This is a genomic window from Pseudomonas sp. BNK-45, assembly GCF_047456255.1.
Classification (GTDB): Bacteria; Pseudomonadota; Gammaproteobacteria; order Pseudomonadales; family Pseudomonadaceae; genus Aquipseudomonas.
Genome location: NZ_CP179909.1, coordinates 1,635,402 through 1,659,953, shown reverse-complemented (window position 1 = coordinate 1,659,953; position 24,552 = coordinate 1,635,402). Strand labels below are relative to the sequence as shown.

Annotated in this window: 18 protein-coding genes and 1 pseudogene; 12 read left to right on the top strand and 7 right to left on the bottom strand. The window is 53.7% G+C overall.

Going from position 1 to position 24,552, the window contains the following annotated elements; genetic code table 11:
* The first annotated feature begins 2 nt into the window (after nt 1–2).
* The 9 genes from ACMGG8_RS07670 (at nt 3) to ACMGG8_RS07630 (ending at nt 9,722) form a co-directional block, all read left to right on the top strand.
* Complete coding sequence (locus ACMGG8_RS07670; protein WP_414159397.1) at nt 3–746, top strand: ABC transporter ATP-binding protein; 744 nt, start codon at nt 3–5, stop codon at nt 744–746.
* A complete protein-coding gene (locus tag ACMGG8_RS07665) occupies nt 739–1,923 on the top strand; it encodes an ATP-grasp domain-containing protein (RefSeq protein ID WP_414159396.1) in 1,185 nt (394 codons plus the stop codon). The genes ACMGG8_RS07670 and ACMGG8_RS07665 overlap by 8 nt, the downstream gene beginning before the upstream one ends.
* Nucleotides 1,920–3,080, top strand: a complete 1,161-nt coding sequence (locus ACMGG8_RS07660) for a Gfo/Idh/MocA family protein (RefSeq protein WP_414159395.1) — start codon at nt 1,920–1,922, stop codon at nt 3,078–3,080. Before ACMGG8_RS07665 ends, ACMGG8_RS07660 begins: the two co-directional genes overlap by 4 nt.
* Nucleotides 3,077–4,195: an FkbM family methyltransferase gene (locus ACMGG8_RS07655; protein ID WP_414159394.1), complete on the top strand. Its 1,119-nt coding sequence runs from the start codon at nt 3,077–3,079 to the stop codon at nt 4,193–4,195. Before ACMGG8_RS07660 ends, ACMGG8_RS07655 begins: the two co-directional genes overlap by 4 nt.
* Complete coding sequence (locus ACMGG8_RS07650; protein WP_414159393.1) at nt 4,131–4,598, top strand: sugar 3,4-ketoisomerase; 468 nt, start codon at nt 4,131–4,133, stop codon at nt 4,596–4,598. The genes ACMGG8_RS07655 and ACMGG8_RS07650 overlap by 65 nt, the downstream gene beginning before the upstream one ends.
* Complete coding sequence (locus ACMGG8_RS07645) at nt 4,595–5,689, top strand: DegT/DnrJ/EryC1/StrS family aminotransferase (RefSeq protein ID WP_414159392.1); 1,095 nt, start codon at nt 4,595–4,597, stop codon at nt 5,687–5,689. The genes ACMGG8_RS07650 and ACMGG8_RS07645 overlap by 4 nt, the downstream gene beginning before the upstream one ends.
* Before the next feature lie 338 nt (nt 5,690–6,027).
* A complete protein-coding gene (locus ACMGG8_RS07640) occupies nt 6,028–7,443 on the top strand; it encodes a glycosyltransferase family 61 protein (protein WP_414159391.1) in 1,416 nt (471 codons plus the stop codon).
* Between the two features lie 13 nt (nt 7,444–7,456).
* Complete coding sequence (locus ACMGG8_RS07635; RefSeq protein WP_414159390.1) at nt 7,457–8,770, top strand: glycosyltransferase family 61 protein; 1,314 nt, start codon at nt 7,457–7,459, stop codon at nt 8,768–8,770.
* A complete protein-coding gene (locus ACMGG8_RS07630) occupies nt 8,760–9,722 on the top strand; it encodes a glycosyltransferase family 2 protein (protein WP_414159389.1) in 963 nt (320 codons plus the stop codon). The genes ACMGG8_RS07635 and ACMGG8_RS07630 overlap by 11 nt, the downstream gene beginning before the upstream one ends.
* Before the next feature lie 1,280 nt (nt 9,723–11,002).
* Here ACMGG8_RS07630 and ACMGG8_RS07625 read toward each other — a convergent pair.
* A pseudogene (locus ACMGG8_RS07625) lies at nt 11,003–11,692 on the bottom strand (IS5 family transposase); the annotation flags it as partial.
* A 118-nt stretch (nt 11,693–11,810) separates the two neighbouring features.
* Here ACMGG8_RS07625 and ACMGG8_RS07620 point away from each other — a divergent pair.
* The 3 genes from ACMGG8_RS07620 to ACMGG8_RS07610 all read left to right on the top strand — a co-directional run bounded on the left by ACMGG8_RS07620 (nt 11,811) and on the right by ACMGG8_RS07610 (nt 13,862).
* Nucleotides 11,811–12,182 carry a hypothetical protein gene (locus ACMGG8_RS07620; protein ID WP_060841280.1) on the top strand — a complete coding sequence of 124 codons (372 nt, stop codon included), beginning with the start codon at nt 11,811–11,813 and terminating at the stop codon, nt 12,180–12,182.
* 10 nt (nt 12,183–12,192) lie between these two features.
* On the top strand, nt 12,193–12,648 hold the full coding sequence (locus tag ACMGG8_RS07615; RefSeq protein WP_060844742.1) for a DUF3828 domain-containing protein: 456 nt from the start codon (nt 12,193–12,195) through the stop codon (nt 12,646–12,648).
* Between the two features lie 137 nt (nt 12,649–12,785).
* On the top strand, nt 12,786–13,862 hold the full coding sequence (locus ACMGG8_RS07610) for an alpha/beta hydrolase (RefSeq protein ID WP_060844743.1): 1,077 nt from the start codon (nt 12,786–12,788) through the stop codon (nt 13,860–13,862).
* Between the two features lie 53 nt (nt 13,863–13,915).
* On the opposite strand, the gene nirK is transcribed toward ACMGG8_RS07610, so the two are convergent.
* The 6 genes from nirK to ACMGG8_RS07580 all read right to left on the bottom strand — a co-directional run bounded on the left by nirK (nt 13,916) and on the right by ACMGG8_RS07580 (nt 24,518).
* Nucleotides 13,916–15,007 (bottom strand): copper-containing nitrite reductase, encoded by a 1,092-nt coding sequence (nirK, locus tag ACMGG8_RS07605; RefSeq protein ID WP_414159388.1) that lies wholly within the window; start codon nt 15,005–15,007, stop codon nt 13,916–13,918.
* 113 nt (nt 15,008–15,120) lie between these two features.
* The gene (locus ACMGG8_RS07600; protein WP_060841283.1) at nt 15,121–15,939 is read right to left on the bottom strand and encodes a YfaP family protein; all 819 of its coding nucleotides are present in this window, start codon (nt 15,937–15,939) and stop codon (nt 15,121–15,123) included.
* A gap of 3 nt (nt 15,940–15,942) precedes the next feature.
* The gene (locus tag ACMGG8_RS07595; protein ID WP_060841284.1) at nt 15,943–17,586 is read right to left on the bottom strand and encodes a DUF2300 domain-containing protein; all 1,644 of its coding nucleotides are present in this window, start codon (nt 17,584–17,586) and stop codon (nt 15,943–15,945) included.
* Nucleotide 17,587: 1 nt separating this feature from the next.
* On the bottom strand, nt 17,588–22,165 hold the full coding sequence (locus ACMGG8_RS07590) for an alpha-2-macroglobulin family protein (RefSeq protein ID WP_281063661.1): 4,578 nt from the start codon (nt 22,163–22,165) through the stop codon (nt 17,588–17,590).
* Nucleotides 22,162–22,821 carry a DUF1175 domain-containing protein gene (locus ACMGG8_RS07585; protein ID WP_060841286.1) on the bottom strand — a complete coding sequence of 220 codons (660 nt, stop codon included), beginning with the start codon at nt 22,819–22,821 and terminating at the stop codon, nt 22,162–22,164. The genes ACMGG8_RS07590 and ACMGG8_RS07585 overlap by 4 nt, the downstream gene beginning before the upstream one ends.
* Nucleotides 22,806–24,518: a DUF2138 domain-containing protein gene (locus ACMGG8_RS07580; protein ID WP_414159387.1), complete on the bottom strand. Its 1,713-nt coding sequence runs from the start codon at nt 24,516–24,518 to the stop codon at nt 22,806–22,808. The genes ACMGG8_RS07585 and ACMGG8_RS07580 overlap by 16 nt, the downstream gene beginning before the upstream one ends.
* Nucleotides 24,519–24,552: the final 34 nt, after the last annotated feature.

Genomic DNA, 24,552 nt, shown 5'->3' with positions numbered 1-24,552 from the left:
CCATGTCTAGCATTCAAGTTGAAGAGCTCTTTATAGATTTTCGTATATACCATAACAGTTCTCCGTCACTAAAAGAATATTTCTCGAACTATCTAAGTAGAAAACGCCAACCGAGCTATAGTAATTTTTCTGCAGTAAATGGTGTCTCCTTTAAAATAGAGTCCGGGGAACGTGTCGGTATAGTTGGGCACAATGGTGCTGGAAAAAGCACCCTTCTGAAAGCTATATGTAAAATATATCAGCCCGAAAATGGAAAAATCACGATAAGTGGAAAAATCGCCCCTTTAATCGAAATTGGTGCAGGCTTTCATCCCGAGTTTACCGGCCGCGAAAATATTTATTTGAACGGTTCAATTTTGGGGCACTCAAAAAATCAGATCAAGCAGATTGAGTCTGAAGTTATTGCATTCGCAGAACTTGAAGAGTTTATTGACACTCCCGTTAAATATTATTCGACCGGGATGTATATGCGTTTAGCATTCTCACTTGCCACTGCGATGCATCCGGACATATTAATACTTGACGAAATTTTTGCTGGTGGCGATGCCGCCTTTCTAACTAAAGCAAGAGCAAGGATGCACGACATGATTGACAATGCCAACATTATGATAATGGTTTCTCATGATCACGACTTATTGAAGTCACTATGCAATAGAGTCATCTGGATGGATCACGGAAAAATAGTTGCGGATGGTGAACCAGAAACTATAGTAGCAATGTACCTAAAAGGTAATAAGTATGACTAATCAAAAAAGAGCATTGCTCGTCGGCAGCAGCTTTAGTGCTTCGCCGATTTTCTTTACCTTAAAAAGGTTCGATCTTCATGTGTCTGTTTGTGGCAATTTGAAAACAGATCCATGCCATCAATATGCAGATGAATCATTTTACATTGACTACTCAAAGCCAGAAGAGTTGTTACGCTTGGTTGAAGAGCATAAATTTGATTATATAGTTCCCAGTTGTAATGACTATGCTTATATGTCATGTGTTGCCGTTGCTGAAAAGCATGGCTATTTGGGTTTTGACAAACTAGACACTGCACAAATTCTTCATAACAAACGTGAGTTTCGCAAATTTGCAGAAAAAACCTCCCTATCGGCGCCTAAATTCATACATCAAAAGGAAGGGGCCACATTAGACGCAAGTACTCTCAAGCTTCCATTATTAGTTAAACCTGTAGACAGCTTTAGTGGTCGCGGGGTGACCAAAATATCAAAATTATCGGATCTTCAAGAGGCACTTTCCCATGCGCATGCTGCCTCCCGCTCCAATGAAGTCGTCCTCGAAGAATTTATTGAGGGCAATTTGCATAGTCACTCCGCTTTTATCAAAGATAAAGAAATATTATTCGATTTCTTTGTTGATGAGTATTGCACAGTATATCCATATCAAGTCAATTGCTCAAACTACCCCTCAGGGATTTCCGAGAAAGTTCGCTCATCAGTACGCACGCAGATAGAACAATTAGCGAGTAAGCTGGAGCTAAGTGACGGCCTATTACATACACAGTTCATTGCGAGTGGAGAAACTCCCTGGATCATCGAGTGTATGAGACGCTGCCCTGGAGATCTTTATGGTTCGATGATCGAGCTCTCCACTGGAGTAGATTATACAGAGCTTTATGTTCGACCATTTATCGACCAGGAACTCCCACAAAACGTACCTACCCCTAGGGAAAAATATTTTTGTCGTCATACTGTTTCAAGAGACAAGCCTCTAGTTAATTTTTCCTTCTCTTACAGATTCCCAGCGACTCGTGTTGACATCGTTCCGCTTAAAGGGAGCGGTGAGATACTTGAGAAAGCGCCGTTCGACAAATTGGCTATCATTTTCGCTGAGTTCAGTGACCAAGAATCAATGCTCAAGATTGCACCAGAACTGGCACAATTCATTGATATAAGGAAATTAGGAACACAGGCATGAACGACATAAACTTGGGATCGCTTAATAAAAGAAAGCTAAAAGTCGCCTTTTTGGGAGGAGGCTTCGACTCAGCTGTCGGACGGGCTCACCGAGCAGCAATTGAAATGGATCAACGATTTGAGGTGGTATCCGGCTGCTTTAGCAGAAAGCCAGAAGTTAGTAGCTCGACAGCATTAAAATATCGCATTGATCCTGAACGCTCATACTCGGACCTTGATCAATTTCTATCAAACGAGACGCGTAAAATCGACGCTGTCGCAATCATGACACCTCAAGATCAACATGCAGACCATGTCATTCGGTGCCTAGAAGCAGGTCTGCCTGTTATTTGCGAAAAGGCTTTGGTAGGGTCTGTTGAAGAAGCAATCTCGATTCGAGAGAAGCTACTATCATCACAGGGGTTTCTTGCAGTTACATATAATTACACTGGTTTTCCGATACTTCGCGAACTCAAATATATGATCCAGCGCGGTCATTTGGGAAAGATACAGCAAGTCCAAATCGAGATGCCTCAGGAAGGCTTTGCTCGATTAGGAGCTGGTGGTTTACCACTCATACCACAAGAGTGGAGACTGCAGGACAATCAAATACCAACGCTTTCTCTCGATCTGGGCGTTCATATTCATATGATGATCCGTTTTCTTACTGGGGAGCGTCCGCTGGAGGTAGTATCAACTAGCAAATCATATGGAAACTTCAAGAAAGTTACCGACAGCATTTCCTGCTTAAGCAATTACTCCAACGACTTAACATGTAACATTTGGTACAGCAAATCAGCGTTGGGCTACCGGAATGGCTTGAAACTAAGAGTTTTCGGAAGTAATGGCTCGGCTGAATGGATACAAGAAAATCCCGAACATCTCAATATGGCGGATAACTCTGGAAATCGTCTTCTAGTTGACCGTGCAAGCAACAATATAAATATCTCTAATCAGCCCCGTTACACCAGATTCAAAGCCGGACATCCTGCTGGCTTCATAGAAGCCTTTGCAAATTATTACTACGACGTGGCGGATGCGCTTGAGTGCTATTTATTGAAAAAAGGCAGTCACTCTCAAGAATATGTTTTTGGTATTAATGAATCCTTAGAAGGACTACAGATGCTTGAAGCAATTTCTCGATCTTCCATAAATAAGTGCTGGGAGAAAGTCGTATGAGCTTCTCTATTCTAAAGAATGAAAATTTAACAAGTGATGTAGAAAATGCTCGAGCCTTCTGCTCTGAGTTCCACAATGGTACTACTAGTAAAAAATACATTTTGGGGCGAAATATATATGCTGCAAGCGTAGCAAAACAAATAGCGGTGGATGGGTTTATAGATGACCACACAAGCGACATCGAATACCTTGGTCGTCCTATTGTGAAACTGACAGACATCCCAAAAGATGCATTAGTACTGAATGTCGCCGGAGGACGCCCACTTTCCGCCAAGCAGCGACTAGATGAGGCCAACCTAAGAAATCTTGATTACTTCGCATTTTACAAATACTCCGGATTTTCATTGACCCCGATGCGCTTCAATGAAAATTTCCAAGAAGATTTCAGCAAAAACAAAGAGAAATACGAGTGGATTTATCAAACTCTTTGCGATAAAGAATCAAAGCACATATTCAAAAAGCTGGTCAGTTTCAGGCTTGACTATGATATCAAACATCTCGAGGGGTTTTCGTGGAGAGAAGATCTACAGTATTTTGAAGAGTTTTTGGACTTGCGTGCCGAAGGCGAAACTTTTATAGACGTAGGAGGATTCAACGGTTTTACTAGCCTTGAGTTTATCAAACGATGCCCTGAATACAAATCGATTCACGTATTTGAACCTGAGCCTAACAACTATCAAGACTGCTTGAATGGCCTCAAAGGGCACCCTAACATCCATATACATAATCTTGGACTCTCTAACACCAAAGCAGAATTGAAAATCGACGTTCAAGGCTCTGCCTCAACGGTGTCGGAGCACGGCTCTGTAGTCATAAACGTAGATAAACTGGATAACGTGCTGAACGAGCCAATTTCTTTCATAAAAATTGACATCGAAGGAGAGGAAGCCGCAGCTCTAGAAGGTGCCCGCAATACTATTCTCAACTACCATCCACGCTTGGCCATCAGCGTTTATCACAAACCAGGTGATTTCTGGAAACTACCAGAGTTCATACTTTCCATTCGTAACGACTACGAAGTGTATATGCGTCACTACACAGAATGCATATATGAAACCGTGCTGTTCTTTATTCCAAAAACACAAATTTTGGAGCTCGAAAATGCCGCTACATAATTGTAGAATTATCGATTTACCTAAGATCACAGATCAGCGAGGCAACTTAACCTTTATCGAGTCGGGGCGCCACATTCCCTTCGATATAAAACGTACTTATTATCTCTACGACGTACCAGGTGGTGCCAGTCGAGCAGCTCACGGCCATCGAAATCTCCATCAGCTTATGATTTCTATTTCAGGAAGCTTCGATGTGACACTAGATGACGGTCACGAGCAGAAGACTTTCCACCTGAATCGGTCTTACTATGGACTATATATCCCTCCCATGATGTGGAGAGATTTAGACAACTTCTCATCGGCGGCTGTATGCATGGTCTTGGCATCCGATTTCTACGACGAGAGCGATTACTTCAGAAACTACGAAGACTTCCTCCAGGCAGTATTAGAGAGCAAATCATGAAAATACCATTTCTTGACTTGAAGTTGGTAAATGATGCAACGAAAAGTGAGATGACCGCAGCGTTCAATCGTGTCATGGAGTCTGGCTGGTATATTCAAGGTAAAGAGCTTGAAGCTTTTGAGTCAGAGTTTTCAGATTACTGCAAAACAGATTTTTGCATTGGCGTGGGCACTGGCCTAGATGCGCTTCATTTACTCCTTGTTGCTTATGGCATTGGTCCTGGTGACGAAGTCCTCGTGCCATCAAATACATTCATCGCGACGTGGTTAGCGGTCACTCGCACTGGCGCAACTCCCATAGCAACTGAGCCAGACCCAGACACCTATAATATCTCTGTCCAATCTATCGAGGCGGCGATTACCCCTTCGACAGCAGCAATTATTCCTGTGCACCTTTATGGGCAACCTGCGGATATGGATACAATAAATGCTGTCGCTGAAAAACATAAATTAATAGTTATTGAAGATGCTGCGCAATCTCAGGGAGCATTGTATCGTAATCGCCCAGCCGGTAGCCTGGGACATGCAGCGGCAACGAGCTTTTACCCTGGAAAGAATCTTGGAGCATTAGGTGACGGGGGCGCAATATTAACCAACGATAAAGCTATTGCAAAGAAAGTTAGAGAATTAAGAAACTATGGTTCACTTATCAAATATCAGCATGACTCTCTTGGTTACAACTCAAGACTGGATGAGATGCAGGCAGCTTTTCTGCGGATAAAACTAAAGGTTCTGAGTAGAGCAAACGAAAACCGTAGACAGATCGCTCGGCGCTATACGGAAGGATTGAGTGACTCCGATGTAATCGTCCCCTTTGTTCCGGAATGGGCTATCCCTGCTTGGCACCTGTACGTTATACGTAGCAACCAACGGGACGAGTTACAAGCTCACTTAAAAGCAAACGGTATCGAGACATTAGTACACTATCCTATTCCACCTCATCAGCAAAAATGTTATTCCAATGATATGAACAGATCTTTACCTATAGCAGAAAGACTTTCCGCCGAAATTTTGAGCCTGCCAATATCACCATCAATGCCAATGGAACACGTCGATTATGTTGTTGAAAAAATTAGGGCGTTCAAACGTTAATACAGCGCACGCTATATAAGAATGGTGTTTTTATCATGAAAGATAAAAACACCTTAAACCTAGAGAACACATTCAACAAAAGTGCATTTACACTTTCCTAATCAGCTAAGCTTTTAGCTTAGAAAATCAGAACTTTTGAACTTCTTCTTTTAAAAACACATTTTTGAGCGATTTAAAATCACTATATCCCCACTAACAATCGCCGCTATTATAGCATGTAACCGGAGTAAAATATTTATGCCCCCCCTTAAACCTCTAACAAATTTAGAAAAAAACTCTGACTAACCATTGAAACGGCATCAAGTGTTCATTTCGCCTACCATGCAAGAGCTAATAAAATGAATTCATTTTCCCGCTCAAAAGCCATTTTACTCAAAACATTTTATTGGCTACGACTCATTGGGTTTAAGGCTTATTGCAAAGTACGTCTCACCCCTAAAACATTAAAAGCAAGAGTTAAAAAACTTTTCTATTCTCATTTACACCAATACAAGCTATTCAAACTCATCAGATTATTTATCAGACTTCTATCTAGTTTCACATTCAAAATAACTGCCATAATCACTCATGGTTTCAGAGCAAAAAAATACAACCTCATAAGTCGCTCAGAGTTCATTAATTTACACAACATAAAGAATGTAGAATTTTACAGTGGCGGCTTCTTGGATATTGCAGGACCAAAATTTATTGGTTCTTATGAGTTCAAGCCTATTGGCAGTGAAGGTGTCAGATTGGAACAACCCAAAATTGACATTGTTTTTATTGAAAATTCTACTGTCATGGGAGGTACAAATTACATTATAGTTAATGACACTATTGTTCACCCCGACCAATACATTCCAAGCCGCGATGTATGCCCGGCAGAATTAAACGGCATCGCAAAACTTAACCTAGACGAGAACACTACGTCACTATATACAGGTAAGATACGTGAAATAAAGAAAGCAATATCGCTGCTTGGTTGCTGTACTGGAAACTATGCTCACTGGCTAACAGAAACCCTTCCTAAATTGTTGTTTATCGACTCTCTAAATGGCTTTGATGATTATCCCTTGCTGGTTGACCACTGGATTCATCCAAATTTTGTTGATTCAATAAACCTTGTCAAGAAAATTGATCGTCAATTGATTCGTGTCTCTCGCTGGGAATCTATATACGTTGAATCGTTAGTTGACATTTCACCGACGGCTTATGTACCACCCGAACATCGATTTTTCCATGAAAAGAAGAAACTTTGTACACCTTGCTCAAGTGATTTTCCTTTTTCATATATGGCTCTCAATCTTTTGAAAGCTCGTGCTCTTCAAGCGTTAAAAATAGAGAATCCCGAAGGAAAGCAAAAGATTTTCTTGCATCGTTCAAAGGAAAACAGTGGCAATACCCGCTATGTAAAAAACACTGACGCCATAGCGGAATTGATAAAATCCTATGGATACATTTTTTTAGATCCCGCCACGCTAAGTTTTAATGAGCAAGTTGTAGCTTTCAGCACTGCATCGCACATTGTGTCGCCGCTGGGTGCTGCACTATCCAATATGATTTTCTCGCCGCAAGGCTGTAAGGTTATAGGTCTTTCCCCTTACTATGAAAATGCAAACTATTATTATTTTTCAAACTTCATGGGCGTTCTCGGACACCAGCTTCGATATGTTTTAGGTCCTCAAGTCAGCAAAAGCGGGCATATCCTTCATAGGGATTATGAAATTGACATAGACGCACTCAAGCTAGCGCTTGAAATAATTAACCAAGATTAGAATAGAAACTTAAATGAAGCTCAAAAAAACTCTGATAAGTATATATCGTAGAAATTTAGCAAAATACTTTATTTTAAGATTTTTGAAAGAAATTTTGATCGTCATATACCGACTCACGCACCGCCTTAAAAGCCTCAGCAAAAATATTGAACAATCTGGAGAGTACTCACTAATATCACTATCCTCATTTTCCAGTAGCTCTTCTGCAAATAAAATTCTCATTACCCCTGAAAAAAGACTCCATATACCAGCACCCAATTTTTCAGGTTATTTTTCAGACAGAGCAACAAAAAGTAACGGCCGAATCGAAATAGAAACTCCTCGGTTGGAGATCTTCGAAATTTCTAACGCAATGATCGTTGGAAGGCTGGATATTATTTTTAAGGATCGTATCGCGGTCCATCACAATTTATTTGACGCGACAACACATCAGACCCCCTCAGAAAATGTCGGCGTGACATCAATAGACAGACAGAAAAATAGCATCAACCTCTACCTAACAGCTCAACCAAACAGTATTAAAGAAGCATTCAGCATGATAGGTCAATGCAGTGGAAATTACGCCCACTGGTTAACGGAAACGTTACCAAAGCTCGCGATGCTAGACGCATGCGGAGAGTATAAGGACATCCCTATTATTGTGGACGAGAATTTACACCAAAATATGTACGCATCACTTGAACTGATAAATGTAAATCGTCGCGAAATAATTAAAATTAGAGCTTGGTGTCCACTTCATGTGGAGAAGCTGATATTGGCGTCTCAACCTGGATATGAACGTTATAGCCCTCATAATCTTAACTCTAAAGAGCCGCCACATTACATAAACAGATTCTCGCCTGAAGCATTATGCATGCTTAAAGACAGCATTAAGTCTTCTCTCGAGCCTAGATTTTCACAAAAAAATGAGACTATCTACCTGGCCCGAAGCCAGAAGAGTGGCAATATTCGCCATATAGAAAATATTACCGAAGTCGAATCGCTAATAGCTGCCAGCGGCATAATTAAAATAGTATCGGACTCAATGAGCTTCCGCGATCAAGTCACTGCATGTATTAACGCAAAAATAATAATCGCCCCTATTGGAGCTTCTTTGGCGAATATGATATTTTGCCCTCCAGGCTGCAAGCTCATAGTACTGTCACCATATTATCAAGACGCCAGCTATTTTTATTACACAAACCTCAGCGGCGTATTAGGACATGAGTTATATTACGTGTTGGGGCAACAGAAAAACCAGGAGCTACATCCGGCTCATCGAAACTATTATATTGACACAAAACAACTTACCGAGACACTAGAAGAGGCTAGATCCCGTGAGTACTAAAAGCAACCCAAATGTTTTTTTTAAAAATATTGCTTTAGCAAAAAGCGCAGAAACCGCTATGGAGTGCGATGTAATAATTGTCAACTACAATGCGGGCAAACTACTTTTTGATGCTGTATCCTCATCCTTTGAGGCAGGTGCAACAAAGGTTATTGTCGTAGACAATGCATCAACTGACGACAGCATTGACTACTTGCAACGCTCAATTTCCTCGCATGGTCTTTTAATCATTAACAATTCGCAAAACTTTGGATTTTCCAAAGCATGCAATATCGGCATCAAAGCCTCCTCCGCCCGTCAAGTTTTATTTTTAAACCCTGACTGTGTCATTGCAAAAGACTCACTGAGAATAATGACACACGTTCTTGAGTCAGCTACCGATATTGGTATGGTTGGAGGTTTTCTTGTTAATCCAGACGGTTCAGAACAACCTGGTGGCCGTAGAGTTTTTCCAACACCTAAACGAGCGTTCATGCGAGCATTCGGTTTCTCAAGATTCTCTAAATTTTTGCCAAAAGCTTTTTCAGACTTTTTACTTCATTTAGAACCGTTACCAACCGGACCGACTGTCGTTGAGGCAATATCCGGGGCCTGTATGTTAGTTAAACGCGAATCTATCGAGACCGTTGGATTGTGGGACGACGAATATTTTCTGCATTGTGAAGATTTAGATTGGTGCATGCGCTTTAAGCTCGCAGGTCTGAAGATAATGTTCGTACCCAACGCGAAAATAACTCATGTTTGGGGAGCTTGCAGTCGTAGCAGACCGTTTTTTGTAGCGTGGCACAAGCATAAAGGCATGCTGCGCTTTTATAAAAAATTCTTCCGAAAAAAACACACCGCCTTGCTCTGGTGGCTGGTTGTATTGGGCGTTTGGATACGTTTTTCTTTGTTCGTTATCTATCACTCTGCGAAATCAATATTTAACACGGCGAGTGTAAAACGTGAGTGAATGCTGCATAGGATTACTAGGTGCACTTAATTAACTAGGCATCACTTTAATATTTCATGACCAAAGCAGTCAAACTATCGAATATGTAATTTTTTCACGAAAAACATTCGACACAGACATTACAATTAGGTAGATAAAACCACTCGCCCTCACATCCAATAGCAAGGAAATTATAATAACTTGAATTAATTCAACTCCGGTTTGGTTACTGGAAGATCATTTGACGATGCTACAAGCTTTTGGTACCAGACGCATAGTTGCTCTATCATCTACAAGTCGCTTCACCAAAAGCGCTTCATCGTCACTCAAGGAGCGAAATACAGCTTCGCCGCCTGGAAGAAGCAGAGTCGAAGATAGAAATGTGGGATGAAGACAACGGTATTAAGTGGGTAATACTACGACCAACACTCATTTATGGCAGTGGGCACGAAATAAATATTGCAGAGATTGGCTAATCTCATTTGGAGATTTGGCTTCTGTCACATTTTGGGGAAAGCTCAAGATCCCCGACAGCCCTTACATGCTCACTATATGGCGCAGGCTTGTGTTGCAGCGATCACATCAGCTCATGCAATCAACAAGTCCTATAATCTATCAGGCGGCGAGGTATTCTCATATCGAGAAATGGCAAAGCGGATTGTTGAACACTTTGATCGTCCAATATACCTATTACCTGTTCTATCTTTTCATTTTAATTATTATTCACGACTATTCGAATTTTGACCTGCTATCACCACTGAAATATATTAATAGCCGAGTTTATGGACACTGATATAGTTTTGATCACGTAGATGCAACGCGTGACTTTAGACTCAGAAAAATAAAGTTTTCTCTGAGCGCAGACAACTTTACAAAACAAGCTAACCATGCATGAAATTTTCAACGGTACCGACCTGTAAAACTGAGCGCTGACGACCGAAGCATATAAACTTAAAGTTATGTTTCTGACTAAATTAGCTGATTGCGCTGCGAGGCGCTTTAAAACAGCCCTCTTATTTCCATGCTTCGACCCAAGACAATTACTTCAGATCAAACTAAAACGCTTACCAACTGCGTGCCTACCACCCACTCGGTAGCAATTACCCCCCCTTACATCCCATCAACTTATTAAATTCGCTGCACTTCACAAAGCCCAGCCAAAAGCACTTAGAGATTACTTGATAAACTTCCCACACGGTGACCACAAACTAGAAACTTCCCAGCATGTTTCGCCACACGCTAAAAACACACTTTGCAAACAGCAAATTGACGACCACAGAACCAAACGTTCCAAATAAGGAGCGTAACTCTCCAGTGCCCATCAGCTGTTTTCGAACCACCCAGAGGTCAGACTGTACAAATAGCATAGTCAGCAATGCGGTATTTTTCATCAACCCACGAAAGCAGATTTTCACTTAATCAAACTACCGTTTGATCATCCAATACGGATACTTAACTTTGGCCCACACTTGGGCTTTGAGTATTCAATTTTACGCTTGGTCTTACAGTTCAGACTGAGCTTATTCAACTTGGAATAGGTGCAGCGCTCTTCCTGCTTACCTCACTTTTTTCATACTAATGGCGATTCTCGTCTCCGGAATATACGGTGTCTGCGTACGATGCGTTTTCATCGCTATGTAGCAATTCTGCGACCTAGACGACATCGGATACCTTGGTAGCGGTGCCATGATTTCCGTGAACCAGCCCCGGCTCAGTATCGACACCGATATGAGTCTTCATCCCGAAGAAATATTGGTTCCCTTTCTTGGTTTGAGACATCTCAAGCTTACGCTTTCCTTCTTCGCTCTTGGCCGAACTGGGGAATGAATAATAATGACATCCACGAAGGTGCCTTGGCACAGCGAGGAACCCTTTTCCTGCAAATAGCTGTTGATAACCACAAGGATTGCAGGCGCCTTTTGGTACTTTTCTAGCAGATGTCTGAAACTCATCATCGAGGTATCTTCGAGGAAGTGGAGCGCGCGGGTCAGGAAATCGGCCATATTTCAGTACATCGGTGAAATTGTTCAAAGAATCCATAATCAGTATTTCCAACGCCCCCGCGCAAGAATAAAATCGCCGCTCTCAAGGACTCTCGGATGACAAGGAATGTGGAATAAACAAGCCGCTATCGATCACTTGAACGCGCATGCTCACGCCGGCAGTACCGGACGCTGTGCCGCCTACACCCGCCAGGCGATCGAGGCTGGCGGCGGTGGGGTGATTCTGCACAGGAAGCATTCGGCCAAGGACTTCGGCTCATCCCTGACCTCGGCCGGATTCGTCGAGCAACCCGCTGGCCAGACGCCTCAGGCCGGTGATGTAGTGATCATTCAGCCGATTCCCGGCCATCCCCATGGGCACATGGCGATGTTCAACGGTTCACTCTGGGTGTCAGACTTCAAGCAGTTGCACGGTTTCTACCCAGGGCATTCCTATCGGGTGCACAAGCCCGACTACAAAATCTATCGCCATCCGTAAGGGGTCCTCCATGAGAATGCTGTTCTGCTCGCTGCTGGCCGCGGCCGCCGTCGCCCTGCATCAGCCACTGGCCCTGGCCGACTGCGCCAGTTCGCCCAAGCCTGTCACCCAGGCGTTCTACAGTTGGTACCTGCAAACCTTCAGCGAAGACAAGGACCCGATCACCGACAGCGTCCCGGAAATGAAGAAGTACGTCTCCGACTCGCTGATCGCCAAGATCAAAAAGCAGATGGCCAGCCCCGATGGCCTGGAAGAGGACTACTTCCTCAAGGCCCAGGACTACATGGATGAGTGGCTGACCCAGATCAAGGTCAGCGAGCCGCAGATCAAGGGTTCCAGCGCCAAGGAACAGGTCACGCTGGGCAGCACCCCGGATACCACCCAGATCGTCGATGTACGGATGATCAAGGACAAGGGCTGCTGGAAGATCGACGAAGTGCTTTCCACCACCGATCAGAGCGACTGAACGACGAGCTCTGCCCCGCTGCAAGACTGACAACGGCAAATGCGCAGGTCGTCGAGGGACGCGACCTGCCATGTTAAGCTGCGCGCCGTTTCGGGCACCCGCCCGAGGCGTCTTCCACTGAAAAAGGACTCTCAGTCATGTCGTTGCCGGCCGCTGTACGCCTGCCGCTGTCGTTCCTCTGCCTATTTACCGCCCTCAGCCTCACCAACGTCCACGCCGAAGACCAGCAGGACGTCGCCAAAGGCCGCTGGCAAGGCCTGGCGGCCATGGCCAATCTGTACCTGGACGACGCCACGCCGGCCGATTTCATCGAAGCCGGGGACAACGAAAAGAGCCAGCACGACAACTACGCCGGCGCCCTCGCCTACTACCTGACCGCCGCCCGTCTCGACCCGAAGAATGCCTACGCCGCCTACCAGGCAGCTGGCAGCCTGGCCGCCATGAACAAGAACACGCGCGCCGCCGAGTTCCTCGATCAGGCCCGCGAGCGTGGCTTCTGGCAGTGGGTGATCCTCAAGGAAGACGACGAACTGCAATCACTGCAGCAGACCCCGGCCTACCAGAAGCTGCTGCAGGCCGCCGAGAAGAACTACCCGGCCAAGGCCAAGGATGCCGGCCTGGCGGCCTTCAGCATTCCCCAGGGCAAGGCCCCCGCCGAAGGCTGGCCGGTGGTGGTCTGGCTGTCGGGATTCGGCACCGAAGGCAGCGACGGCATCGACATGCGCGCCGACCTTGTGGGCGAGCAGGCGGTGCTGGTGGGCATCAACGGCACCCTCAAGCGCGACGAGCATCAGTTCATGTGGCAGCCGCATTCGGTGGACAGCACCCAGGAGGCGGTCAGCGCCGCCCTGAAGAAGCTGGAAAAGCAGACCCGCATCGACCGCTCGCGCATCGCCCTGATGGGCTTCTCCCAAGGCGCCGAGCATGCCTCGCACCTGATCGCCGAGTACCCGCAGCAATACAGCGGCGCGTTGCTGCTGTCCCCCGGCGGCTACCGGATTCCGTTCGGCGAACCCCGGGCCCGGGACAAGCGCATCGTCATCGTCCACGGCGCCCAGGAGCACGAAAGCAACCAGAAGCTCACCGCCACCACGCAGCAGGCCCTGGCGCCCGGCAACCAGGTCCAGAGCCATGAGCATGCCGAGGGCCATACCTTCCAGGACGACTGGCGCCAGGCGTACCCGGGCTACCTGAAGTTCGCCCTGAACCTCTGATGCAAGGTTTCGGCGCTACGGCCTGAACCCCGCGGCCACGGCGCGGCTTCAGGTCAAGGCTTGGCCGGAACAATGGGCCCCGGGGACTTCACCTGGGTCATCAGGTCATCGTCCCAGGTGCCTTCGACCTTGACCTGAGCCAGGGCCCCCAGCTCCATGGCCTCGATCAGGTTGTGGTTGAGGTACACGTAGGTGCCGGGCTGCTTGAAGGTGTAGAGCGCGGCCAGCGCCGAACCGCCGGGGATGAACCAGGTTTCCAGATTGCGCAAAGGGGCATTGGCGAACTTGCCGGTGGTCCAGACCCAGTCACCATGGCCACCAATCAGGTGCGGACGGCTGTCGCGGTTGGCCTGGGAGTGGATGAACAGCACGCTTTCCCCGACCTTGGCGGTCAACGCATTGGCCCCGGTCAGAGCCCCGACCCGGCCGTTGAACACCACATGGCTCGGGGTCAGCTTGCGCATCACTTCACGGGTGTCCTGGTAGCTGGAGGCCAGGTCCGGGTAGTCCTTGTAATGCCCGTCCTTGTCCTTGGGGATATACAGATCGAACTCACCGATGGTGTAGGCCCGGTCATAGTGCAAGGGCTTGCCGGCAGGGTCTTTCAAGCCATCGCGCGGCAGCACCATCAAGGTTCCGCTCATGCCCGAGACTACGTGCCAGGGCACCATGCCCGACGGCGCGCAGTGGTAGACAAAGGTGCCGCTGCGATCGGCCTTGAACCGCAGCACTACCTCCTGGCCCGGCACGACCTGGGTCAGCGCGGCCCCGCCCAGGGCGCCGGTGGCGGCGTGAAAATCGATGTTGTGGGGCATGCTGTTGCTGGCCGGGTTGCTCAAGGTCAGTTCGACGTAGTCGCCCTCGTGCACCACCAGCGTCGGACCGGGCATGGAGCCGTTGAAGGTCATGGCCTGCAGCGTGGTGCCCTGGTCATCGACCACCATCTTTTTCTCTTCCACCTGCATGTGGAACTGCACGACCTTCGGTGGCCCGCTGACCACCTGTTCATGGGCATGCACCTGAGGCGGCGTCACCAGATCCACCTTGACCCGCTGCAACCCGTCGGCGCCCGCGGCCAACACCAGGCCGGAGACACAGCTGCCGGCCATCACACAGCACTTCAACCACGATTGAAAAGCACCCATGTTGCGCATTTCCCTGCCAATGAATGGTGCTTCATTGCAAGGCAAACGCCGGGCGCTCGTATTGTCTCAGGGCAATGAAGCAATGCCCGGGCAGACGCAGCGATTGAGCCCGATCATGGATAGCTGAAACTGCGCACCAGGGTCAGCTCTCCGGGGGCACGCATCGGCACGATGAAGGATTCGCTCTTCTCATCCGGCGTACCCTCCTCGGTGATCACCGTGACCTGGGCCGTGGTCAGCGGCTGCACGGCGTTTTCCTGGCCGCCGTCTGCATCCTCGTCACTGCGATAGCCGCCACCGTAGTAGTTCACATACACCAGGTACTGGCCCTTGAGCGGCGCCGGCATGGAGAAGATCTCCGGGCCGTAGCCGGTGGTCACGTCCACGTCCAGGGTCGCGCCGTTGGGGGCCACGCGATCGCCGTACCAGATGTGCGCGCCATCGGGGGTCACCAGGTGCAGGTCGAGGTCGGTGTTGTCGCTGTCCCAGGACAGCAGCACGCGCAACTTGGGCGGGGTCACGCCACCACCGGTATTGAGGAACTGCACGCGCTTGCGCTGCTGACCGTCGGGGCTGCGCACCTCCACGCTGTTGCTGCCGTTGGGGAAGGCGTAAGGCCGGTCGAAACCGCCTTGTTCATCGAACTTGAGCGGCATGCTGACGCCGTTGACGATCAGCTTGCCTGGCGCCTTGTTGGCCTTCGGCGCGCCTTTTATCTGCCCGCTGATGCGCGCGCTATCGGCCTGGCCCTGGGGCGTGTTCACCGAGGAGGCCGGGTAATTGACCTCCTGCATGTATTGCTCGCCATCGACGGCGCGGGTCCGCCAGCCGCCTTTGGGCGTGTCGAGCCGAATGCCGCTGTCGGCCAGAGCCATGGGCAGGCTGAACATTCCACAAAGGAACAGGAGGACCGGGGGAGCAGGAAGTTTCATGGCCTATTCCAATAAAAGATGACGGGCGAGCCCTTCGATGTAGGTTTCATCCTGGCCGTTGGGATGAGCTTCAAAGGCCAGGTGCAGGTATTCGTGAGTCAGGTCGAGGCGGTCTTGCAGCGAGAGCACGCCACGCACGTAGATGCGCTGCCGTTCACGGTCGACGTAGGGCCGGCCGAAGCTCAGGCGGCACACCGCGAACTGGCTGATTTCGTTGTAGCCGACCTCCTGTTCCAGGGGCTGGCGCCAGCGCCGACGCTGGTTCAGCAGCCAGTCCTGAGCGGCCGGCAAGGGCTCACAGGAAGCCTGTGGATTGTCCCAGCGACTGAGGCTGGCCCGCGGGTAAGCGTGGAGCAGGATCGCGTCGTAGCCCTGGCCGGCCCGGGCCTGTTCCACCGCCTGTTGCCACGACAGTTTGTCCGGCGCCTGCAGATCCGAATGGTAGGTGACCTGGGTTCCGGCCAGCACCAGATCGGCAGTCCAGGCGGCGATGGCCCGCGCCTCGGCGGTGGCCGGACGCGGGGCGACCCGCTGGCGGTTGCTGCTGTCATCGATGCTCAGGCATTCACCACTGCGCCCGGCGTTCTGCAACAGATAGGTACGTATGGCCACAGCCAGGGCCTTGGCGGCTTCCCGGGGTTCGCTGGAGGCCTCGCGCTGCAGCACCCGGGCCACGTATTCCTCGCGGTCCAGGCGGGCCACCAGTTGCAGGGCCGAGGCGTCAGCTTGCAGGAAAAGCTCGCCGCCACTGTGGATATCCAATTGATTGCCATTGGCGAATTCCACCTGGTAATCCCCTTGCAGGGCACCTGGCCTGGCGGCCCGGGCATTCTGGCTGACGCTTTTGAGCGGATAGCGGGAGAACAGGCTGACCTCCACGCAACGGCCTTTGTCCAGGGCCGGACGCTGCGGCAGTACCTGGTCCAGAACCTGGGCGTAATCCTTCAACACCCGCTGACTGGTGCCTCGTCCCCCCACCCACAGGGGTGTGCCGTCCACCAGCCAACCGGCAAAACCGCCCTGGCGCGACTGCGGGTCCTGGTCCGCCAGCCAGCTCCAGGTCTTGACCCGCAGGCGCCCGCCCAAGGCTCCCAACACCGCGCCATCGGAGGCGTTGAGCACCACATCCAGCAGCACCCGGCGTGCCGTCTCCTGAGCCGGCAACTGCGCCAGCACCTGCAACAGCTCCGCCACCGGCACCCGGGTCTGCGGCTGCAGGCGGTCGAGATCGCGCAACCACTCGGGCGCATGGCGGGCTTGCCAGTACTGGCGCCAGTCGGCGCTGGACAGCTGCAAGCGTTGCGGCTCGAAGTACAACCCGCAGGAACGGACCAGGGCCTGATCCCGGGCGATGCTGCCACCGGCCGTGCAGCAATAGACCTCGTCCTTGGATTTGCCCTGGCAGGCATAGGCCGGCTCTTGCGCGCCGGTGTCCGCCAACCAGGCATAGACAAAGAGCTTCCAGACACTGCCCAGGGGTGCCTGCAGGTCCTGGGGCAACGGCTCGCGAGCCAGCACCTGGGTCTTGCTCAGGCTCACCAGCTCGCTGTCCGGGGCGGTTTTCCAGGCCAGGCGCAGAGGCTCGTCCTGGGCTGTCACCAGCCCAGGGAGTAGACACAGGCACAACCAGGCCCAACACCGCGTCATGTTATTTGACCGTGACCTGACCCAGTGCCGGCGTGCGCTCCCGAGCCTGATGCTCCGGCGCGTAGACCTGATAGAAACGTGCCGCAGGCAGGTTGAACTGGCCCTTCTGGGAGAAGCGGATCAAGTGCCGCAGACGCACTTCGCTGCTGTCGTTCAAGGCATCCAGCGGCACCGCGTAGCTCATCTGCCCGGGTTCGAAGCGGGCCTTCTCCAGGGACGCCGCTTCCGTGCCCGCAGGACCGGCCAGCTTGATCCCCCAGGTGGTGCGCTCGACATCGGCACCCGGCGGCAGCGGCACTTCCAGCATGCCGTACAGCAGCGGCCGCTTGCTCTCGTTGGCGATGATCACTTCGTCCAGGTACAGGCCGTCACTGGCGATCGGCTTGTTGCCCACCGGTTCCAGCTTGAAGGTGAACGCCTCGTCGCCCGGCACCAGGCGCAACAGACGACGGGTGATGTTCACCGGCAAGGGCGTACCCGCCTCCAGTTGGCTCTGGTAGCTGAGCGACGCACGCAACGGCCGCTCCGGCAACGGGTCCAGGGTCAGCACCGCAGGCACCTGCGGCCCCTGCCACAGCCAGTAGCGTTCGCCGCTGGCGCCTTGCTGCTGTTGCCAGCCCTGCCCCGGGTTCAGGGCCACGGCCGGTGCGGCCTGAGCCACGCTGCGCTGCAGCCAGGTCAGGGCCAGGGCCCGGTCCAGGGTCGGTTGCGATGGCAGCAGGCGTTGCAGCAGGGCGCGCGCCGTCGCTTGATCGAAAGGCTTCAAGGACAGGTTGAGGGCCTGAGCGAACGGCTGCGAACTGAGGTCGAGCTGTTGCTGGGCCGCGTCCAACTGCGCCACGAAGGCCGGTGGCGGGGTGACCTTGGCGTCCCGCGCCAGGGCCGCGGTCAACACCCGGGCAGCGGCCAGACCGAGGGCCGAATCCGCATCCGCCATCACCAGGCTGTCGCTGCTGCCAGCGTCCACGCTGTCAGCCGGACCGCTACCGACCTTGGCCAGATCATCCATCAGGCCCCTGACCAGCGTCGCGATCGGCAGGTTCATCTCACGGGCGAAGGACAGGATCAGCGCCCGTTGCAGCAACGGCGTATTGCCGGCCTGCTTGGCGTAGACCTCCAGCACCCGCTGCCAGTGCTCCGGCGGCAGGTTCAGGTCCATGACCTTGCTGGCATGCCAATCGGCGTAATAGGCGTAAGCAGTGAGGAAGGCATCGGCATCGGCGTCTTCACCCCACCAGGTGAACGCCGCTTCCGGCCCGGCCATGTGCACCAGGCGCAGGCGACTGTTCTGCATGATCAGGCGCAAGCGATCGCGAATCTGCGGGTTGCTGGCCAGCGCCGGGTAGGCAACGCTCAACGGCAGCAGTTGGCTGGCGGTCTGTTCGACGCCGCCATAAGGGTATTCCAGCAGGTCGTCCAGGGCCGAACGGAACAGCGCTTGCGGGCTGTCGTCCAGGCGCAGGCGGATCTGCGCGGCATCGGCCGGCAGGCCCAACGGCGTGCTGGTGCCGGCCACGTCCAGGCTCTGGGTCTGCACCGTCTGCCAACCGGCGGCACTGCTGAGCAGGCGCACGGCCAGGGCATCCACGGTCTTGCCGCCTTGCACCAGCTCGGCGCTCCACTCGCCGTTGCCCGGGGCAATGGCCGGCAGGGCCACGTAGTTGATACCGCTGTTGAGGGTCAGCGGCAGACGCTGGGACTCCCCGGCATAACGAACCACCAGCTCGGCCTTGGCCGTCTGCTCGGACTGGCTGAAGACAAACACCCCCAGCTCCGGCTTGTCGCCACTGCGGAAGCGGGTCGGGCCGCTCCACTTCAGGTACAGGGCTTTTTCCGAGCGCACGAACTGCTTCTTCTGCCCCACCTGGCCGTCATCGGCGATGGCCCGGGCAGTGATGCGCCAGCGGGTCAGGGAGTCGGGCATGCGGAAGGTGAAACGCGCCTTGCCGCTGCCATCGGTCACCAGCTCCGGCTGCCAGGCAGCGGTGTCAACGTCTTCGCGCCGTGGTCGCTCCAGCACCTTGACCCCGCGTTCGCTGCGGTTGGCCTTGCCTGGTGCGGTGGGGCTGCCCGGCAGGGCCACGTCGTAGCTGATGAACGACAGGCTGGCGCTGGTGCGCACATTGTTGCGCCGTGGGTGATAGAAGAACTGGTCGATGCTTGGCGCCACTTCCGGTTGCAGGGCGTAGACCATTTCGTCCACCACGCTGACTGTCAGGTGCGCCGGCACCGGCTTGCCGGCGAACTGGGTGGACAGGTCCACGGTGACCAGGTCACCCGGCTGGTACTTGTCCTTGTCGGTGTGGATGGCCACATCGATCTGCGGCGTCAGCACCTTGATCCCGGCATTCTGGAAGCTGTATTCCCCGCCCTTGGTGTAGAGCACGGAGAAGGTCAGGTTCGGCGCGAAACTGTCCTTCACCGGGACCCGCACGCGGTATTGGGTGGGGCTGAGTTTTTCCACCTTCAGCCAGTCACCGCCCTTGGACAGCAGCGCCGTGGCCTCGACCTTGTCGCGCTCCAGCGACAGCAGCGCATCGTTGATCGGCTCGGGGAAGGTGATCAGCGCCAGGGCTTCGTCACCGGCCTGGTACTCGGGCTTGTCGAGAACGATTTCCACGGTGCCCGGCACCGCTTTCACCCCTTCGCCGGTGACCGAGTGGCTGGTGCCGCCCAGGACCCGATCATGTTCGTCCTTCAGGGTCAGGTTGTAGGTGCCGGGACGCTCGAAGGCCAGGGCAAAGCCCTTGTCGGCCTCGCCCAGCTTGCCCTCGCCGGTGGACTGGTCTTCCAGGCGCACCCAACTGTAGCGGCTGGGGGAAACCTTCTGGCTCTGCTCGCCGGTGTTCTGGTTGACGTAGCTGAACTGCACCTTGTCGCCGGCGGCGCTGAAGCGCTGTGGCGCACTCAGGCTGAAGCTTGCAGCGCCGCGCTCGATGAGGATTTCCTTGGTGGTCTTGACCCGGTAGGCCGCGCCGTCACTGGCGAACACGGTGAGCATGTAGCGGCTCGGCTTGCTGGCCGCGGGCAGATCGAGGGTGGCACTGCCCTTGGAGTCAGAAGTCAGCTCGGCGCTGGTCAGTTCCACCGGGAACTGGCCCATGTACTGCAACTCGTTGTCCACCATCGACAGTTGCTGGGCCCGCAGGCTCAGCTGCAGGCGCGCATTGGCCACCGGCTTGCCGTCCGGATAGAGCAGCACCAGATTGCCCTTCACCGGCTCGCCGGTCTTGAAATCCGGCTTGGCCAGGCTCAGGGAAATCTCGAAATGCGGCTTGATGTATTCGGCCACGCGAAAGGCACTGCTGTAGACCTGGTCCTTGTAGGCAAAACGCAGCTCATAACCACCGGCCACGGCATTTTCCGGCAGTTGGAAGCGGCCTTGGGTACCGGATTTGGCATCCAGGTTCAGGGTCAGGTTCTGCAGCGCGGTGCCGGCGGCATCCAGCACGCTGACATTCACCGTGCCGGCCCCCGGCTGCACCGAATCCCGGGCATTCTTGAATTCGCGGCCGACGATTTTCAGCGATACCCAGTCCCCCGGGCGATACAGCGGCCGGTCGGTAAAGGCATAGAGCTTGGTGTCGTAGATTTCGCTGTCGTAATAGAAGTTCTCGGAGACGAATACCCCGCCTTCCTGGTCCTCGCCGATCACGTAGGAGCGCTCGGGGCTGACGTGTTTCAGGCGCACCAGGCCCTGTTCGTCGGTGGCGCCGCTGTTCATCACGCCCAGGCCGTCGGTCCACAGCACGTTGACCTTGGACACCGAGTTGCCTTCATGCTTGCCCGCGGCCCAGACCAGCAGTTCATCACCGGCGATCTTGCTCACCGCCACGGTATTGGAAACAAAGACCATGGTGGTGGCGCGGTACTTGCCCACCAAGGCTTCCACCAGGTACAGGCCCGGCTTGAGTTGCCCCAGCGGGATATAGACGTTGCCCGGCGCGACGTTGATGAACTGGCTGGAGGAGCCGGACAGGTCAACCCCGGCCGGCGGCTGGATCGGCTTGGCCTGCCACAGCGGATAACGGAACTGGGTCACCAGCGGCAGCCCGGGGATCAGGGCGAATTGCGGCTGGGCGTCATAGGGGGTGGGCGCCAGCAGGGAGTTGCCGACCTTCAGTTCCGGCACCTCCTCGGTCACCTGCTTGCGCGACTCGTAGGAGAACGCCCGCTGCATCACCCGACGGGATTTGCGATACCAGTTGTCCCACAGGTAGGCCAGGGTGTTGGACAGGCCCTCGCCCTTGAACTGACCGTCACTGACTACCCGGTGCAGGTTCTTCTGGCGCTTGAGAAAGTCCAGCGGCTGGTTGATCCGGTACACCCGGATGTCGGCGCCGCCGTAGGGCTCCATGCGAAAGCGCCGGTAATCCCGACCCGGGGCCTCAAGGCGCACCATGGCCTGCTCGTCGCTGGCAAAGCTGCTGTCGGCCAGCAGGAAGAAACTCTCGCCGGAGACCGCCGCGTAATCGCTGGACGGCACCGAGTCTTCGGCATTGACCAGGCTCGCGGGGGCCGCGAGGGTCAGAACAACAGTCAGTCGAAACAGAAAACGCCACATACGCGATTCGCTCATTGGGTGAGGAAGTTCAGTCGATAGATGCCGATGAAGTTGGGGTTGGCGGGGTCGGGTATCCATCGGGTGTCCTTCCATGTCATCAGTTGCTGCACGCTGGCCGAGCGCATGCCGTTGTCGGTGGGGGTGGTGGTGCCGGTGTGATAGGCGATGTTGCGGCCCATCCAGATCATCAGGTGCTGGTCGTCGCCCTGGTCGAAGAACAGCAGGTCGCCGGGGCGCGCCTGACCCAGGTCACGGCTGACCAGGTGGCTGTTGAACTGGATCAGCTTGATTGCATTGACGTAGGGCCCGGTCTGGCCGCCGCCCTGCTGCCACTGCTGGGCCAGGCCACGCTGGCCTTCGCTCAATTGCAGCTCCGGCGGCAGGTAGCGATTGGACAAGCCGTTGGCCCGCAGCCACTTGCTGTCGTGGACCTTGAGCGCTTCGTTGGCGGCAAAGCGCACCAGCCCGGCGCAGTCCTGCTGATACCAGCGCGGACTGGGCCCCTGGCTCAGTTGCTCCTGGGCAATGCGCACGAACCAGGCACGGAACACCTGGGACTGCTGCACGTCCAGCGGCGGCACCTGGGTCGCGCCCACGGCATTGCTCAGCAACAGGGCCAACAGGCCGAGGCTGGACAGACTCTTGCGCCATGCACTCACAGCGCGCGCCATTGCAGGGGCAGCCATTGCCAGTGGCCGTTGGGCTCACTGCCTTCAGGCAGGGTCAGGGCGTACTTGCCATAACCGCCGAGGGTGCGCAGCTTGGGCACCAGGTAGGTTTGCGCGGCGTTGTTGAACACCGGCTCCATGTCCTGGGGCAGGCTGTCGAAGGTTTCCTGCTGGATCAGCTGCGCCAGGGACTGCGGGCCCAGGTACACCGGCATCAGCGCATCCTTGGGCACCACGTCGGCCAGGGGCGGGAAGCGCTTGTCCAGGGTGCCCAGGGCCTTGGTCACCAGCTTGTCGTCCAGGGAGAACACCAGGGTCGAACCGTGGCGGGCCAGGCTGACCTGCATGAAGGCGCGGCCGGTGATGGCTTGCGGGTCCTTGGCCTCCTTGGCCGAGTACTGGCCGAAGTTGGAGCTGACCTGGCGCTGCCACTGGTGCACCTCGCCATTGTGTTGCTCGACCACCGGGAACAGGCGCTCCGGCACCTTGCTTTCCCGGGCCCCGACCATGGAGCCGAACAGCTTGCCCAGTTCTCCATCGAGCCGGGTGTTGTCCTTGTCCTTGAGGCTGGCCACCAACAGCGGCGTGTACAGCCGGGAATCGGCGTACCAGCACAGCCCGGCGGTGCCGGCCATGTGCTCGGTCAGGGTCGTGGCCATCGCTTCTTCGGCACCGAGCTTGACCAGCAAGGGCTTCTGCTGCTCCGCCGCCAGAGGCAGCGCCACGCAGGCACTGGCGCCCATGGGCATGGCCTGCCAGATCGGCTTGAAGTCGAAGTCCGGCTGGTTGTCCTGCTCCTGCAGGGCCAGATAGCTGTGCCAGCCCTTGTCGTCCATGTCGAAACGCAGACCGGCGAAGTTGGGGATGAACCGCTGGTAACCCATGGCCAGGACACCGGCGTTGACCGCCAACCGCTGCTGCACCTCGGGCTTGCGCGCCTCCAGGCCGAACGCCTCGGGGAACAGCTTGTCACCGTTGAGCAGCGCCTCCAGGGACGCCGTGGAGACGGCGCCGTGTTGATCGTCGGCACCTTGGCTCAGGTCGTACAGTTTGCTCGGGTTGGACAACACCACCAGCTTGTCGCCGTGGGAGGCGAACGCCAGGGATTTGCCGGCGTTGTAGTTCAGTTGGTACAGCGTCACCGCATCGCCACCGACCTTGAGCTCGGCCAGCTTGCTCAGTTGCGTGTCGTCCAGGGCGACCTTGGCCAGAGGCTCCAGCAGCTTGGCCAGGCCGCCGCGGTCCATCACCAGCAGGAAGTCCTTGAGGCGCCCGTCGGCACCGCGCCACAACGCCACGTCCGCCGGCTGGTCGAACAGTTGTTCGATCAGGTTGTCCTGCAGTTTCAGGTCATGCTCGTAGATGATCCGCCGCAGACTGCCGATCAGCCCCAGGCGGTCGGCATGGGCCTGGTAGTAGAAGACGAAGTCCTCGGTCAGGGTTTCCTTGAGGAAAGGCACCGCCAGCAGGTCCTTGGGCAGTTGCGTCAGGGAATGGGTTTCCAGCAGCCCGTCAGGACGACTCAGGCCCAGCTTGTCGCCGGCCAGATCGGCCTGCGGGGTCTTGGGCTTGCAGCCCACGCCCGCGATGGCGGCCGCCACCAGGCACAGGCCCGCGACCAGAGCCGGCCAGCGCCGTTTGCTGCCGGATTGTTCAGGGCCGGGCACGCCGGCCACCGGGGATGCGGTGTTTTCGCTCATGATTCACAAAGCCCAATTCATCCGTGGTGCGGGA

Coding starts and splice junctions, on each gene's coding strand:
- ACMGG8_RS07635 (WP_414159390.1), top strand. CDS start 7,457: ATGAAGCTCAAAAAAACTCTGATAAGTATATATCGTAGAAATTTAGCA.
- ACMGG8_RS07655 (WP_414159394.1), top strand. CDS start 3,077: ATGAGCTTCTCTATTCTAAAGAATGAAAATTTAACAAGTGATGTAGAA.
- ACMGG8_RS07665 (WP_414159396.1), top strand. CDS start 739: ATGACTAATCAAAAAAGAGCATTGCTCGTCGGCAGCAGCTTTAGTGCT.
- ACMGG8_RS07645 (WP_414159392.1), top strand. CDS start 4,595: ATGAAAATACCATTTCTTGACTTGAAGTTGGTAAATGATGCAACGAAA.
- ACMGG8_RS07640 (WP_414159391.1), top strand. CDS start 6,028: ATGAATTCATTTTCCCGCTCAAAAGCCATTTTACTCAAAACATTTTAT.
- ACMGG8_RS07600 (WP_060841283.1), bottom strand. CDS start 15,939: ATGAAACTTCCTGCTCCCCCGGTCCTCCTGTTCCTTTGTGGAATGTTC.
- ACMGG8_RS07660 (WP_414159395.1), top strand. CDS start 1,920: ATGAACGACATAAACTTGGGATCGCTTAATAAAAGAAAGCTAAAAGTC.
- ACMGG8_RS07670 (WP_414159397.1), top strand. CDS start 3: ATGTCTAGCATTCAAGTTGAAGAGCTCTTTATAGATTTTCGTATATAC.
- ACMGG8_RS07650 (WP_414159393.1), top strand. CDS start 4,131: ATGAAACCGTGCTGTTCTTTATTCCAAAAACACAAATTTTGGAGCTCG.
- ACMGG8_RS07595 (WP_060841284.1), bottom strand. CDS start 17,586: ATGACGCGGTGTTGGGCCTGGTTGTGCCTGTGTCTACTCCCTGGGCTG.
- ACMGG8_RS07620 (WP_060841280.1), top strand. CDS start 11,811: ATGTGGAATAAACAAGCCGCTATCGATCACTTGAACGCGCATGCTCAC.
- nirK (WP_414159388.1), bottom strand. CDS start 15,007: ATGGGTGCTTTTCAATCGTGGTTGAAGTGCTGTGTGATGGCCGGCAGC.
- ACMGG8_RS07615 (WP_060844742.1), top strand. CDS start 12,193: ATGAGAATGCTGTTCTGCTCGCTGCTGGCCGCGGCCGCCGTCGCCCTG.
- ACMGG8_RS07590 (WP_281063661.1), bottom strand. CDS start 22,165: ATGAGCGAATCGCGTATGTGGCGTTTTCTGTTTCGACTGACTGTTGTT.
- ACMGG8_RS07580 (WP_414159387.1), bottom strand. CDS start 24,518: ATGAGCGAAAACACCGCATCCCCGGTGGCCGGCGTGCCCGGCCCTGAA.
- ACMGG8_RS07610 (WP_060844743.1), top strand. CDS start 12,786: ATGTCGTTGCCGGCCGCTGTACGCCTGCCGCTGTCGTTCCTCTGCCTA.
- ACMGG8_RS07585 (WP_060841286.1), bottom strand. CDS start 22,821: ATGGCGCGCGCTGTGAGTGCATGGCGCAAGAGTCTGTCCAGCCTCGGC.